Origin of the sequence: Salmonirosea aquatica (assembly GCF_009296315.1) — a bacterium.
Lineage (GTDB): Bacteria > Bacteroidota > Bacteroidia > Cytophagales > Spirosomataceae > Salmonirosea > Salmonirosea aquatica.
In genome coordinates this window covers 4,345,480-4,359,266 of the sequence record NZ_WHLY01000002.1, presented here as the reverse complement: position 1 = coordinate 4,359,266, position 13,787 = coordinate 4,345,480, and the positions used below count along the sequence as shown (strand labels likewise).

Here is a 13,787-nt window from a genome sequence, read left to right as displayed (position 1 = left end):
TTTAATAATTACATTTATTCTACTTTTATAAAGGATAGTGCAATTTTACTGAACACGGTATCGGAAGCCTAAAAAGCCCCGGATTCCCTGATTAGGCGCATATACATAGCTGGGATCGAAGGTAAGCCGATACGGATTATCGGGCGTAGCCACTACTTGCCCCGCCGCGTCAAACTCCACATTTTTATCGAATGGATCGTGCGCCCGGGCAATGGAATTGGCCGGGGGACGGAAATTGAGCAGGTTTTTCACGCCTCCGTATAGTTCGGTGCGGGTACCCAGCTTTTTGGTAAATTGAATGTTCTGCAACGACCACACGGGCGAGTACGCGGCGCGCGGGTCGCTTTCGCTAAGCAAAGGCAATCGCATGGGGCCGTACACATTGCCAGTATAGTCCAGCGTGAGGCCCGCCCGCACAAAATCGTAGGTGACGGCCCAAGTACCCATGAACCGTTCCGTCAGAATGGGCCGAATCCGTACGCCGTCTTTCACCTGCACATTGTCCATCAAGGTACCCCCCGCCACAATTTTCAGAGGTGCGTACAGATTCACGTCCAGATTCAGGCTGATGCCTTTGGACTCGGCGTAACCGCGCAGGTTATCATAAATAATCTGGTTGGGATTGGTGTCGTAGTCGGGCAGGATGCGGTTGCTGAAGCGGGTATAAAACAGCGAGGCGTCCAGACCCACGAACGAATTCCCCGTCACGATTTTCTTGACAAAATTCACATTGGCGTTCCAGCTTTGTTCGGGTTTGAGGGCGTTTTTCACGATCACCTGCCGCGCTCCGGTCAGGGCGGCATGTTCTTCGGTGAACAGGTTGACTACGCGGTACCCTCGTCCCACGTTGAAGCGCAGGGCGTCGGTCTGGTTCAAGCTGTATTTGTAGGCCAGGCGCGGCGTGAAGATATTCCCATGCCGCGAGTTATAGTCGTAGCGCGCGCCGAGCAGGAGTTTGTGCGAACCGCTAGTAATTTCATCCTGTACAAAAAATCCCGGCAGGAAAATCCGCTCCGGCTGGTTGCCCCGCCCTTCCAGAAAGGTAGCGGCGGTGTTGTCATCATAGTAGGTGTAACGCACGGGTAGCCCCGTCAGTAGGCTGTGCTGGCCGAGCTGCTTGTCCCACAGCAGTTGCCCGAAGGCAATCCGCTGCGTGGCCTGGTAGGAAGTAGTGCCGTAGAAAGAGTTCTGGTCGTGCGAATTCAGCGAGTACTGGAAGGTCAATTTTTCAGTGGTAGGCAATTGGTACAAGCCCACGGCTTCCAGGCGTTTCGTATAGATACTCTCGCCGTACACCCGGTTGCCACCCCGTTCAGCGGGCGTCCAATTCATTTGTCCACCCCAGCGATCTTCGTAGAAGTACCGTACCGCCAGCGAAGCCTGCCGGTTTTCGGGACGCTGTACCGACCACTTGTTGAAAACCGAAATGCGGTGCTGAAGCGTAAGATCCGTGAAGCCATCGCCGTTGTTGTCGATGGGATTTTGATAATTAAAGTAGTTGACACCCAGCAGCGAGGACACTTTCGCTCCCGCCGAAAATTTGAAGCCCAGATCTACATTCATATCGCGCCAATTACTGCTGAACACATCCGCCGAAAAAGCGGGGGCTTTATTGACGTTTTTGGTAATAATATTGATCAAACCACCTACCGCTTCCGAACCGTAAAGCGTCGAGGCCGGGCCTTTCACGATTTCGATGCGTTCGATCAAACTGTTAGGAATACCCACCAACCCATACACCGTCGAAAGGCCGCTGACGATGGGGGTACCATCCAGCAGTACCATGGTGTAGGGTCCTTCGAGGCCGTTGATGTGGATGTCGCCCGTGTTGCAGATGTTGCAGTTCAGTTGCGGACGCACTCCATTGACGTAGGTGAGCGCCTCAAAAATACTGGGAACGGGGTTTTTGTACAGGAATTTCTGCGTGATGATGTCTACCGGAACGGGACTGGCCAATTTGGAAACTTCCTTCATGGTACCCGTCACGACCACTTCTTCCAACTGTCCGGCAACTTCTTCCAAATTTGCGTTTACGGTGGTCGCTTGATGGGCGGTCAGCGAAACATTTTGCTGATAAGGTTTGTAGCCGACGGCGGAAATCAAGACGGTATGTTTTCCAACGGGCAAACCCGTAAGTCTGAAGGTACCCGTTGAGTCAGCCGTAGTTCCAAAAGCCGTTCCCTTAATGGCTACGCTCGCAAATTCCACGGGTTTCTGATCCTGCCGGACGATCCCTTCCAACGTAGCCTGCGCCAGGGTCACTCCCTGTATAAGTCCAATAATCAGGGCCGTCAAATGTATTTTTACAAACATATTTTTATTTTATTTTAGCCAATATCTATTTTTATTTTTGACAAAAATAAACATCATAAACTTGTATTGAAATATTATTTTTAGATTAGTCTAAATTTTATTCAACCAAAATATTTCCTAGACCGGAACAGTACCCGGCCTAAACGGGTTGAATGATTTTCAAGGGTACCCTACCTGGCAATAAATCCACAAAGAATGATTCGAAGAATTTTCAGTCCACCTACCCTACCCGATCCCGCCAGTTGGGGCGTCCTGATTCTGCGCGTGGGCATGGGTTTCTTCATGGCCACCCACGGCTACGATAAGCTCAGCAGTTACTTGGGCGGCAATAGTGGCTTTGCCGATCCCATTGGCTTGGGAGAAGAAACTTCTCTGATCTTGACTATTTTCAGCGAATTCTTCTGCGCGCTGCTGCTCATGCTAGGACTATTCACGCGGGCGGCCCTCATTCCGCTGCTGATCGGTATGCTGGTGGTCAGTTTCGTAGTGCATGGCGGCGAACCATTGAGCGAGCGGGAACACGCCCTGATGTTTGCCGTCGCATTCGTAGCGATTTTCCTAACAGGTCCGGGCCGCTATTCGGCCGATCAGGTACTTTTCAAGTAGGGCGGTTCTTGCAGGCTTTCGCCTTTTTTGCTTCAAATCTGGTAGAATTCCGTGGGTGTGCTTCTTTTATGAGTCAAGCAACCTACCTATTCACTATACCGATTTGTTATGCAACGCATTGCCATGCTGGGTTCCGGTTTCATCGGGCGCTTTTACGCCGAGTCCATCCACGGCCAACGGGGCCGCGATCGCGTCACGGCCATCTACGCCCGTCGTGACGAGAGCGCCAAAAAATTCGCGGACGACTATGGCTGTGATTTCTGGTCGAGCGACATGGAGGAAGTCATCGCGCATCCCGACGTCAACATGGTGTGTATCGCCCTACCCAACCACGTCCACGAAGCCGCAGTACTCCTCTGCGCCAAACACAAAAAGAACGTCGTATGCACCAAACCACTGGGCCGCACCGCCGACGAAGCCCTGCGCATGATGCAGGCGGTGGAAGAAGCGGGGATCTTTGGTGGGTACCTTGAGGACTTATGCTACACGCCTAAATTCCTTAAGTCGATGGAAAGCGTAAAAAATGGCGCGTTGGGCCGTATTCTCTGGGCAAAATCGCGCGAAGCGCATCCCGGTCCGCACAGTGAGTGGTTCTGGGACATCGAGCAGGCGGGTGGCGGCTGCATCCTGGATCTGGGCTGCCACTGCATCGAAATTGCGCGTAATTTTATAGGAAAAGATGTAAAACCCGTGGAGGTTATGTGCTGGGCCGATACGCAGGTAAAACCCATCGAGGCCGAAGATCACGCCATCGCGCTGGTGAAGTACGAGAACGGTGCCATCGGGCAATTCGAAACGAGCTGGACGTTCCGGGGTGGCATGGATTTGCGCGATGAAGTGATGGGTACCGAGGGTACCATCTGGATCAACAATTTTCTGCGCACGGGTTTCGAGATGTACACTTCCGGCAAGGGTGCCGACTACGTGGCCGAAAAAGCCGAAAGCAACTCGGGCTGGCTGTTCCCGGTGGGCGACGAGGTCAATGATCTGGGCTACAATCACATGTTTACCGATATGTTCGATGCCGCCGAAAAGGGCGGGGAAGCCGCCGAAACTTTTTATGATGGCTACGTAGTGAACGCCGTGATCGACGCGGCCTACCGCTCGGCCAAAACCAAACAGTGGGAACCCGTGCAGTTGCCCGTCTGGCGAGGTCAGGAAGGGCTCAGCAAGCCTTCCAACTATACCGACTACGACGCCGACCACTACCTCATCAAGCAGGAAATAACGCACGACGGACGGAATAAGCTGATTTTGAAAGAGAAAGCAAGCGGAAAAATTGTGGAACGTGATTTATGATGGCTATTGGCTATCAGCTTTTTGAAGGCAAATAACCGGGTACCTGACTCCGAAAACCTCTTGATCAACCTATGAAACAGTTAATACTTTTTCTAGCCGCTGTCCCGGTATACGCCCAAAGCCCTACCTTCAAGGCCGAGGTCATCGACCCTAAAATCAGTATTGGGTACGGTCTCGCGACGGGCGACGTAGATGGCGATGGCCAACTGGACATCCTAATGGCCGATCAGAAGGAAATCGTGTGGTATGAGAATCCCGGCGGCCCGAATGAATCGTGGAAACGGCACGTCATCGCCGCCAACCTCACCGAACGTGATAATGTGTGCATCGCCGCCCGCGACATCGACGGTGATGGGAAGGTAGAGGTAGCCGTAGGGGCGCAGTGGAATCCTGGTGAAACCAAAAATGTGAAAGAGTCAGGCGCGGTATTTTACCTCGTGCCGCCCGCCGATCGCAAGTCGAGCTGGGAGCCCGTAAAGCTACACCACGAAGTCACCATTCACCGGATGCACTGGGTGCAAGATACCGAGGGCAAGTACCAGTTGATAGTACTACCCCTGCATGGATTGGACAACGATAAGGGCGAAGGCGCCGGGGTAAATATGATCGTTTTCGATGTACCTGAAAATAAAAAGGGCTTGTGGGCCTACCAATTGGTGGATACTGGTATGCACATGACCCACAATATGGAACCTATGGAAGTCAGGGGAGCCTTCCTGGGCATGGCCGTGGCGGGAAAAGAGGGCGTACAGGTCTTTCTGGACGGAGCCGACGGCTGGGCCCCATCGGGCAACTGGATGGTACTTAAAAATGGGGTGGGCGAAATTAGGACCGGAAAGCTTAAAAACAATATGCTTTTCACCACCACCATCGAACCCATGCACGGCAATAGTCTGGTGGTGTATACCAAAGACGACCGTACCATACTGACCGACCGGATGAATCAGGGCCATGCCCTGGTAACGGCCGACTTCCTGGGCTTGGGCCGCGACCAGATCGCGATGGGCTGGCGCGAAAAAAACGCCGCCGAGCAGGTGGGTGTCCGCCTGTACGTAGGTACCGACGATTCAGGGGCCAAATGGCAGGAGTACGCCCTGGACCAGAAAGTAGATATGGCCGCTGAGGATCTTAAAGCCGCCGATCTGGATGGAGACGGTGACCTGGATCTGGTGGCTTCGGGGCGTGCCACCCACAATGTGGTGATTTACTGGAATCAGCGCTTCTAGAATTCTTCAGACTATCGATTTTTTGGATTAGAAATCAAATATAAATAGCCTTAATCTCTAAAAAAGTTACTTTTCAGTTTGGTAAAGTTCTAATTAATGTTAAATTTGTACAAGTTAGTGCGAGTGTTTTGTGAAGGGGTCTGCACCCTTATTTTTCACCTTCTAAACCTCCATGAATATGTACAACCTACATTTTTCTCCGCGTAAGGGCTTATCCCTTGTTTTGCTCTTCTTCGTCAGTTCTTCTCTCTTTGCTCAAAAAATCATCAGGCACAACGACGCCATTAGCCTAAGCAAAAGCGCCGACCAGAACGTGGCCATCCTCAATAACTACCTCGATGCCCTCATAGCCAACGACCTGGTGCAGGCCCGCCCCTACCTTACGGCCAACTACCAAGAATATGGCCCCAGCCACGATGAGCCTTTCACCAGTGAACAAGCCCTGGCGAGTTGGGAAGCCAGTAGCAGCCAGCGTACGTCCCAGAACATTACCGACCGCCGTACCCTTACGTTTCGGGAAAAGAGCGGTCCCCGGGAAGGCGACTGGGTCATGGGCTGGGGGGTGTACCATTGGAAAGACAAGGAAAACGGCGCTGCTTACGATATGCCTTACCAGATTACGGCCCGGCTGAGCGACGGTAAGTTGTCGGAAACCCATTACTACTACGACCGGGCGGCTATCCGCGACAGGATGGGCTATGTGAGTATACCTCCGGGGGTAGATCCCGACGCCTATATGATTCGCAGGGTGCTGGAGGCCGAGACCCAGGCCTGGCTCGACAATGATGGCGAGAAGATGGGTACCTTCTGGGCCGACCTGCCCTACGCCGCCCATACTGTAACCGACGAGGGCGGCAAAGCCTACGACATTACAGCTACCGAAATCGGTGAGATGGTAGACCGGCTCTCCACTCAAAAACCCAATAAACCGGGCACAATATTTGTTAATACCAACTATAATATCCGGCCCAATGGCCATGCCGCCTGGGCCAGTTACGAACAAACTTTCCGCTATCCCGACGGGCGTGCTCCCGTAACGAACCTGGAAAGCCGCTATCTTGAAAAGATCGATGGGGAATGGAAAATTTCTCACATGATTTCCATCCCAAAACGGTAATCCAACCCTATTAATACTTGCACGCACGATTCTTGGTCTGCATGGGGGTACCTTCCCACCCTTATGCGGGCCAAGTCTTTTATGGGTTTCTCCATTCATCCTGCCCTGCCCTATGGTTTCAATTGTTCCGAACCGTCTGCCCCAAAAGGATGTTTCATCAGGAATTCTTTCCTAGTTTTGTTTTACCTGCTTTGTGAGGCCAATACCTACCCGCAAACCCTTTTTCCACTAAACCCATCGAACCATGACCCCGATACGCAAGGGCTCTTTCATCCGGCGAGCCAAGGACATCACCATCAGTAGCACCCTCGCCCTGGCCCTATTGGCCAGTGGCATGACTCTGCCGGGCTGTTCGGACCAACAGGACGACGAGGCCGCGTACAGCTACGAAGAAACGGTTGACACCAAAGGAATCCGTTCGCACATCAAGGAAATCAAACCCGGCGAATTCGAGATTACCGACGAAGAAACCGTACCCGCCGAGCGGGCCGAGGCAATAGTTACCTACCTCGACGGGCGCGTCGAAACCATCAGTCCGGTAGCCGCCAAGGCGTTGATTGATGAAGAAATTAAAAACGCAGGAGATAGCACTGTTACTGACAATGGCAGGCACTACGGCTACCATCGCAGGGGGCTATCGAGCATGCTGCTGTATGGCGGCATGGGCTACATGCTGGGACGTAACATGAACAATGGCTACATCAATTCATACCGGGAGCGCGAATCGCAAAATGGTACCTTTGGCAGGTATTATAGCTCGCCGTCTACCTACCAGAAGTCACAGAGCGTCCACAACGACGTACGGGCTTCCCGCACCACCCGTACGGTCAATAGCCGTCCCTCGGGCGGAAGGAGTGGATTTTTCGGTCGTTCCGGCGCACGAAGCGGAGGATAATTTTTAGCTACCAGCTATTGGTCAATAGCTGGTAGCATTTTTGAATTCTCCCTACAAAACTCCCCCAAAATGATTCTCTTGAAAGAAATGCCGCAACATCCTGAAACTGCCCTGCGTTCGGTGGGCTGGGACTGGATGTTGGGCGAGGACACCCTACCCTATCTGGTACAGAAGGCCGTGATTGTGTCCGAAGCGGAAGCCAACGCCTACTACGAAGCGGCCCAGTCGCTCTACGATATGTTTGTAGAAGCCGGGCAGTACGCCATCGACCAGCATTTGCTTAAAGAAATGGGGATTCCCGAATCGTTACACGAGTTGGTCAGGCGCTCGTGGGAGGACGATCGGCAGGTACATCTTTACGGGCGCTTTGATCTGGCCGGTGGGCTGGATGGCCAGCCCATCAAGCTCATCGAATTCAACGCCGACACTGCCACCTGCCTACCCGAAACCGCCGTAGTGCAATGGGCGCACCTACGGGCCAACGGTATGGACGACAGCCGCCAGTTCAACACCCTTTACGAAACCCTGGTGGGACAGTTCAGGTACCTGCGGGAAATAAATCCCGACCTCACCCCCAGCCTCCTCCTGACTACCCTGCGCGACTACCCTGAGGATGATACCAATGTAGCCCTACTGAACGAAGCGGCCCGCGAGGCGGGGTTCGACGCGGAGTTCTGCTACATGGACGAGGTAGAATTCTCTGTCGAAGAAGGGATCTTCAAACAGGACCCGGTTAATGGCAGTTTCGTGCGTTTTGATTTCTGGTTCAAGCTGGTACCCTGGGAGTATATCGGCGAAGAGGAAAGCGAATTGGCGGACATCCTGACACAACTCGTTACTGACCGGAAAGCGGTCGTCCTGAATCCCGCTTACACGCTGCTGTTCCAGTCCAAATACATCCTCAAAATTCTGTGGGACATGTACCCCTACCACCCCCTGCTGCTACAAACCGAGCGCTACGTACTGCCGCACAAGCGTTCGGTGAGCAAGGTACTCTTTGGCCGTGAAGGAGCCAATGTGACGATTTTGGAAAAAGGCGGCGATGTGATCGAAAAAGTGGAAGGTGAGTACGGTGCCCAACGGTGCATCTACCAGGAGTACGTCGATTTTGTGAGCGATAACGAAGATTTTTGCTACCAGGCCGGGGTGTTTTACGCGGGAGAGCCCTGCGCGCTGGGCTACCGGCGTGGGGGCCGGATTCTGGACAACACCGCCCAGTTCATTGGGCATGTAATCGAATAAATCAAAATACGTGAATTCAAAAGATACTGCATTTATCGCCCTGCGGCCCCAGCTTTCAACGGAACCCACCGAAAACCCGGCGGAGCAATTTCAGAACCAAGTCCTGCGTCCCATCCTTAAATTCCAGCATGAGCGAATCGTCGCCGTTTTTCAACATCATGTTATGAAGCGGAGGGTACCCCTGGATGGCATGGCACCCGACGATCGAAAAAGCTATGTCGAAAAGGCTTTTCAAAAAGACCTGGCTCTGCGCAACCAATTGATAGGCCTGGTACTTGGATTAATGACCACCGACGAATGGGCCACTTTTATTTCACAGGAAAAGGAGTTGAGCCGCCGCTTGCATGACCTGCTGATCCAGCGCCTGCAAAGTACCCTGGGGTAGACTTTATGGCAGTTTATGTTAAAAAAGCGCGGCCTCCTGAGGAGGCCGCGCTTTTCAATATTTAGTCCAATTCATTTTTCTAGTCCCTTCTGCCCATCAGGATACTGACGTAGTAGAGCAGCGTCGCCAACGATCCGATGGCAGCTACCAGGTAGGTGCGCGCGGCCCATTTGAGGGCATCGGCGGCCATTTCGTGCTCGCGCTGGGTCACGATGCCGTGGGTTTCGATCCAGGCCAATGCCCGGTTGCTGGCGTCGTACTCTACGGGAAGCGTAATAAAACTGAATAGCGTCGTGACGGCAAAAAGCGCCACGCCAATTGCCAGAGGGATAGTCGAAGTGTTGATCAAGAGAATCCCGGCCAGAATCACCCACTGCATGTAGCGAGAGGAGATCGTCAGGAAAGGTACCATCTTGGAACGCAACTGCAGCCAGGTGTAGGCGGTGGCGTGCTGCACGGCATGCCCGCACTCGTGCGAAGCAACCGCGGCTGCCGCCACGCTCCGTCCGTGATACACATCGGGACTCAGATTGACCGTCTTGTCCTGGGGATTGTAATGGTCCGTCAGACGGCCCTCCACCGATACTACCCGCACATCGAAAATACCGTTTTCGCGCAGCATTTTTTCGGCAATTTCCTTGCCACTGAGGCCATTGCTCAGACCTACCTGCGAATACTGTTCAAACTTACTTTTGAGCCGCCACTGCACGAACATGCTTACGGCCATGACGATAATACCAATCAAATATGCTCCTGCCATGTCTTTGTTAATTATGAGTTATGACGGGGTCACCCGTGCGATGATGAATTATGAGATCTCTTGATTTGAAAACGTTTTGAAATTAGTCAAACCTTGACGATAGACTCAATAACTTTGCTTTATTTTTTCAATCAGAGCCGTAGTCGAATAGCCTTTAACGAGGGCTATCGTTTCTACTGTTCCTCCCTTATTTATAACAAAATCTGCGCCAACGATCGTTTCGACAGTATAGTCGTCGCCTTTGACCAAAATGTCAGGTTTTAGGGCCTCAATTAACTCTTTGGGGGTAGGTTCGTCGAACAAAATGACAGTATCCACGAAGCTCAAAGCCGCCATTAGCCGCGCCCGCGCGTATTCATTCACCACGGGTCGGGCGGGGCCTTTCAACCGACTCACCGAAGCATCGGTGTTCAGCCCCAGCACCAGGCGGTCGCCCAAAGCCCTGGCTTTTTCGAGGTAGTCGATGTGGCCCAGATGCACAAGGTCAAAACAGCCGTTGGTAAACACCACTTTTTGTCCCGCACGCTGCCAGTCAGCTACTTGGGTCATTGCTTCATCCAGACGCAGAATTTTGGCTTCGGTAGTCATGTCAGATGTATCGCTTCAGATTAAGAAACGGGCTGTTCACTCAGGGCAGGTTCGGTAGTGGATTTCCGGTTTTTAAGCAGCACCACTAAAAACGCCAGTGCGCCCACGGCCAGCATAAACAACATTTGGGTACCGTGCACGAAGGTAGCTAAGGTAATGCCGTCCTTTTGGGTCAGACCGTACAAGATCATCACATTTCCCACCAACAGATGGTACGCTCCGATGCCGCCCTGCGTCGGAGCCGTCATACCAATGGCTCCGATCACCAGAATCGTCAGCCCGGCCAATGGCCCCAGGGTAGACGTTTCGGGAATACTGAAAAAAAGCACGTACGAAATCAAGTAATAAAACACCCAGATGAGCAGGGTACTAAAAATGAACAACGCCGGACTACGGAGCTTGCGAATGCTCAGTACCCCTTCCAGCATACCTTTCAGAAAGGTCGCGATTTTTATGATGATAGCATTTTGCAGGAGTTTTTCCCGAAGGCTTTTATTCGTCAAAATAAATACAACCCCGATCGTAATCAGCAATACTATTCCTCCAAAACCAATCAACAGGAAGTTGGTACCCTGTGGCTCTCCACCCGAAACCTTACTGCCGAAAAAATCCAGAAAAAACGTGCTGAGCCGGTCAAATTCCAATAAAAAGTTAAGGGCAATCAGTACCAGCAGCGTCAGCACATCAAATACGCGCTCGGCTACTACGGTCCCAAAACTGAGGTTCACCGGGACTTTCTCCAATTTATAGAGGGTACCACAGCGCGTGACCTCGCCCATACGCGGAATGATGTAGTTGGCAAAGTACCCCGTCAGCACCGAAGTCGTGGCATCGAACAGGCTGGGACGATGGCCCAGCGGCTCGAGCAACATCTGCCAGCGCCAGGCCCGGGTAATGTGCGCCATCAACACCAGCGAGCACGACAGCGCGATCCAGCGCCAATCGGCCTGCTGGAGCCGGTCCAGCATGGCGGCCAGATCCATATCCTTGAATACCAGCCAGAGCAGACCACCCGCCAGGGCTAACGAAATCGCATACCGGAGGACGTTTTTCATGTAGTTAGTATACTAGTTGAAGTGTTGAATCGCCTGGTTGGCACTTGGTTCCGGAACAGGTAGGTCGTACATTGCTTCGGATACGTTCCGCTGGGCGGTAAAGCCCATGGCGCGATTAAACAAGTGCCAAAACCTACACAATTCGATTATTATCGTCGGGGAACACCACGCGGGGCCTGAACGTACGGGCTTCCTCTTCCGACATGCTACCATAGGCAATGATTATGATTATATCACCTACCTGTGCCTTACGGGCGGCCGCGCCATTGAGGCACACGATGCCCGTGCCGCGTTCGCCTTTGATGGCGTAGGTTACCAGCCGCTCGCCATTATTATTGTTGACAATATGTACCTGTTCATTTTCGATGATTCCCACCGCATCCATCAGATCCTCGTCGATGGTGATACTGCCGACGTAGTTGAGTTCGGCCTGCGTCACCTTTACCCGGTGGATCTTTGACTTCATAAGGGTAATTTGCATGATTTGATCGAGTGAGTAGCTTTATTGTGTCCGACTACCGGCGCCTGAAAAATCCGTCAAAGGTACGCCTAAATATTTACATCAGACAAAACGCAGGAGCATGGCGGGTAGTTCACCTACCCCGGGTCCAGGCAATAGTTGCCGGTCATTTACAAGAATGCCCCTGAAAAAACGTTACGTACGATAACGCACGATTACCCAAAATAAAAAACTCCTGTTCTGCCGACCTTTCATAAGTAATAACAGGCATCTGCTGGCTTTTTATAAATTGGATATTAGTCTAAGCATCATATTTTAAACCTATACCATGAACAAGCAAGACCAAAAGGAAACCGTTTCGCGGCGGGATTTTCTCCAAAAAAGTTCAGCGGCAGCCATTGGAGCTTCGGCCCTCGGCAGCTTTTTTATCGTGCCGCGGCACGTACTTGGCAAGGGCTATCGCGCTCCGAGCGATAAGTTGAACATTGCCGGCATTGGCATCGGCGGCAAGGGATCTTCCGACATTCGAAACGCCTACAACAACGGCGCTGAGAATATCGTGGCGCTCTGCGATGTGGACTGGGCCCGCAATAAGGATAATTTCGCCCGCTATCCCAACGCCAAAAAGTACATGGATTTTCGTAAGATGTTCGATGAGATGGGTAAGGACATTGATGCCGTAACAGTCTCCACGCCTGATCACCAGCACGCCGTGGCCGAAATGGCCGCCATGCAACTAGGCAAGCACGTGTACGGCCAGAAGCCCCTTACGCACGATATTTACGAAACCCGGATGCTCACCGAGGCGGCCCGCAAGTACAAGGTCGTCACCCAAATGGGTAATCAGGGAGCATCCAACCCCGGTCAACGGCAGATGCAGGACTGGTTCAACAAAGGCTTGATTGGTACGGTAAAAGAAGTCCATGTTTGGACAAATCGCCCCGTATGGCCGCAGGGCATCCCTGTACCCACGGGCAAATTCGAGGTACCCGAAGGCCTCAACTGGGACCTTTGGGTAGGTACGGCTCCCTGGGTGGATTACAATCCGGCCTATCATCCTTTCAAGTGGCGCGGCTGGTGGGAATTCGGTACGGGCGCACTCGGCGACATGGGTTGCCACCTCATCGACCCGCCCTTCCGTGTACTCGGATTGGGGTACCCTACTGAAGTAGAATGCAGCGTGGGTTCGGTGTTTCTGAAAGACTGGACGCCGGAGTACATCCCCGAAGGCTGTCCGCCCTCTTCGCGCACCCAGCTTAAGTTTGGCCCCACCAAACTTAACAAATCGGAGGTAACGATGATCTGGCTGGACGGTGGATTGCGTCCCGCTCACCCCGAACTGATTCCGGCCAACGATCCGATTGGCGACGACGATAGTTCCAACGGGGCTATCCTCATCGGCGACAAGGGCGTTATGACTTGCGGAACCTACGGGCTGGTACCCAAACTATATCTCAAAAACGGTCAGAAAATGGAAATGACCAAGGGAGGCTTTGAAACCAAATATACGGGCCTGCCTGAGTACGGCCACCAGGTAGCCTGGACCGACGCCTGCAAGGCCGGATTTAACAGTAAGGAGCACAAAGAACTTACATCGTCCTTCGATTACGCCGGTCCATTGACTGAGACGGTCATCATGGGCAACCTGGGTATCCGCAGCTATACCCTCCGCGAACCTAATGCCGACGGCAAGGGCTTCTCCTACCCAGGACGCAAGAAGCTGTTGTGGGATGGCAAGAACATGAAAGTGACCAACTTCGACCCTGCCAACCAGTTTGTGAAGCGTAACTACCGCGGCGACTGGACGCTAGGCGCATAAGGTAAATCAGCGTTGATTCTAT

The 13,787-nt window shown here is 52.7% G+C and carries 13 protein-coding genes; 8 read left to right on the top strand and 5 right to left on the bottom strand.

All coding sequences use genetic code 11. From position 1 onward, the window contains the following. Nucleotides 1-45: 45 nt before the first annotated feature. Nucleotides 46-2,313 (bottom strand): TonB-dependent receptor, encoded by a 2,268-nt coding sequence (locus tag GBK04_RS18975; RefSeq protein WP_152762373.1) that lies wholly within the window; start codon nt 2,311-2,313, stop codon nt 46-48. Nucleotides 2,314-2,508: 195 nt separating this feature from the next. Between GBK04_RS18975 and GBK04_RS18970 the strand changes: the two genes are divergently transcribed. The 7 genes from GBK04_RS18970 (at nt 2,509) to GBK04_RS18940 (ending at nt 9,083) form a co-directional block, all read left to right on the top strand. Next, the gene (locus GBK04_RS18970; protein ID WP_152762371.1) at nt 2,509-2,919 is read left to right on the top strand and encodes a DoxX family protein; all 411 of its coding nucleotides are present in this window, start codon (nt 2,509-2,511) and stop codon (nt 2,917-2,919) included. 108 nt (nt 2,920-3,027) lie between these two features. Then, nucleotides 3,028-4,218 (top strand): Gfo/Idh/MocA family protein, encoded by a 1,191-nt coding sequence (locus GBK04_RS18965; RefSeq protein ID WP_152762369.1) that lies wholly within the window; start codon nt 3,028-3,030, stop codon nt 4,216-4,218. 71 nt (nt 4,219-4,289) lie between these two features. After that, nucleotides 4,290-5,444 (top strand): FG-GAP repeat domain-containing protein, encoded by a 1,155-nt coding sequence (locus GBK04_RS18960; protein ID WP_152762367.1) that lies wholly within the window; start codon nt 4,290-4,292, stop codon nt 5,442-5,444. Between the two features lie 178 nt (nt 5,445-5,622). Continuing rightward, nucleotides 5,623-6,561 carry a hypothetical protein gene (locus GBK04_RS18955; protein WP_373331129.1) on the top strand — a complete coding sequence of 313 codons (939 nt, stop codon included), beginning with the start codon at nt 5,623-5,625 and terminating at the stop codon, nt 6,559-6,561. A 244-nt stretch (nt 6,562-6,805) separates the two neighbouring features. Continuing rightward, nucleotides 6,806-7,456: a Cj0371 family chemotaxis-regulating polar lipoprotein gene (locus GBK04_RS18950; protein WP_152762363.1), complete on the top strand. Its 651-nt coding sequence runs from the start codon at nt 6,806-6,808 to the stop codon at nt 7,454-7,456. Between the two features lie 69 nt (nt 7,457-7,525). Continuing rightward, the gene (locus GBK04_RS18945) at nt 7,526-8,698 is read left to right on the top strand and encodes a glutathionylspermidine synthase family protein (protein WP_152762361.1); all 1,173 of its coding nucleotides are present in this window, start codon (nt 7,526-7,528) and stop codon (nt 8,696-8,698) included. Between the two features lie 10 nt (nt 8,699-8,708). Further along, nucleotides 8,709-9,083 carry a glyoxalase gene (locus GBK04_RS18940; RefSeq protein WP_152762359.1) on the top strand — a complete coding sequence of 125 codons (375 nt, stop codon included), beginning with the start codon at nt 8,709-8,711 and terminating at the stop codon, nt 9,081-9,083. 79 nt (nt 9,084-9,162) lie between these two features. Here GBK04_RS18940 and GBK04_RS18935 read toward each other — a convergent pair whose 3' ends face one another. The 4 genes from GBK04_RS18935 to panD form a co-directional block, all read right to left on the bottom strand. Then, a complete protein-coding gene (locus GBK04_RS18935) occupies nt 9,163-9,843 on the bottom strand; it encodes a zinc metallopeptidase (RefSeq protein ID WP_152762357.1) in 681 nt (226 codons plus the stop codon). Between the two features lie 105 nt (nt 9,844-9,948). Next, a complete protein-coding gene (gene rfaE2, locus GBK04_RS18930; RefSeq protein ID WP_152762355.1) occupies nt 9,949-10,431 on the bottom strand; it encodes a D-glycero-beta-D-manno-heptose 1-phosphate adenylyltransferase in 483 nt (160 codons plus the stop codon). 20 nt (nt 10,432-10,451) lie between these two features. Next, nucleotides 10,452-11,486, bottom strand: a complete 1,035-nt coding sequence (locus GBK04_RS18925; protein ID WP_152762353.1) for a lysylphosphatidylglycerol synthase transmembrane domain-containing protein — start codon at nt 11,484-11,486, stop codon at nt 10,452-10,454. 133 nt (nt 11,487-11,619) lie between these two features. Further along, on the bottom strand, nt 11,620-11,967 hold the full coding sequence (gene panD / locus GBK04_RS18920) for an aspartate 1-decarboxylase (RefSeq protein ID WP_152762351.1): 348 nt from the start codon (nt 11,965-11,967) through the stop codon (nt 11,620-11,622). 307 nt (nt 11,968-12,274) lie between these two features. On the opposite strand from panD, the gene GBK04_RS18915 reads away from it, so the two are divergent. Next, complete coding sequence (locus GBK04_RS18915) at nt 12,275-13,765, top strand: Gfo/Idh/MocA family protein (protein ID WP_152762349.1); 1,491 nt, start codon at nt 12,275-12,277, stop codon at nt 13,763-13,765. Nucleotides 13,766-13,787 lie beyond the last annotated feature (22 nt).

Coding starts and splice junctions, on each gene's coding strand:
- rfaE2 (WP_152762355.1), bottom strand. CDS start 10,431: ATGACTACCGAAGCCAAAATTCTGCGTCTGGATGAAGCAATGACCCAA.
- GBK04_RS18925 (WP_152762353.1), bottom strand. CDS start 11,486: ATGAAAAACGTCCTCCGGTATGCGATTTCGTTAGCCCTGGCGGGTGGT.
- GBK04_RS18955 (WP_373331129.1), top strand. CDS start 5,623: ATGTACAACCTACATTTTTCTCCGCGTAAGGGCTTATCCCTTGTTTTG.
- GBK04_RS18935 (WP_152762357.1), bottom strand. CDS start 9,843: ATGGCAGGAGCATATTTGATTGGTATTATCGTCATGGCCGTAAGCATG.
- GBK04_RS18960 (WP_152762367.1), top strand. CDS start 4,290: ATGAAACAGTTAATACTTTTTCTAGCCGCTGTCCCGGTATACGCCCAA.
- GBK04_RS18945 (WP_152762361.1), top strand. CDS start 7,526: ATGATTCTCTTGAAAGAAATGCCGCAACATCCTGAAACTGCCCTGCGT.
- GBK04_RS18965 (WP_152762369.1), top strand. CDS start 3,028: ATGCAACGCATTGCCATGCTGGGTTCCGGTTTCATCGGGCGCTTTTAC.
- GBK04_RS18915 (WP_152762349.1), top strand. CDS start 12,275: ATGAACAAGCAAGACCAAAAGGAAACCGTTTCGCGGCGGGATTTTCTC.
- GBK04_RS18975 (WP_152762373.1), bottom strand. CDS start 2,313: ATGTTTGTAAAAATACATTTGACGGCCCTGATTATTGGACTTATACAG.
- GBK04_RS18970 (WP_152762371.1), top strand. CDS start 2,509: ATGATTCGAAGAATTTTCAGTCCACCTACCCTACCCGATCCCGCCAGT.
- panD (WP_152762351.1), bottom strand. CDS start 11,967: ATGCAAATTACCCTTATGAAGTCAAAGATCCACCGGGTAAAGGTGACG.
- GBK04_RS18950 (WP_152762363.1), top strand. CDS start 6,806: ATGACCCCGATACGCAAGGGCTCTTTCATCCGGCGAGCCAAGGACATC.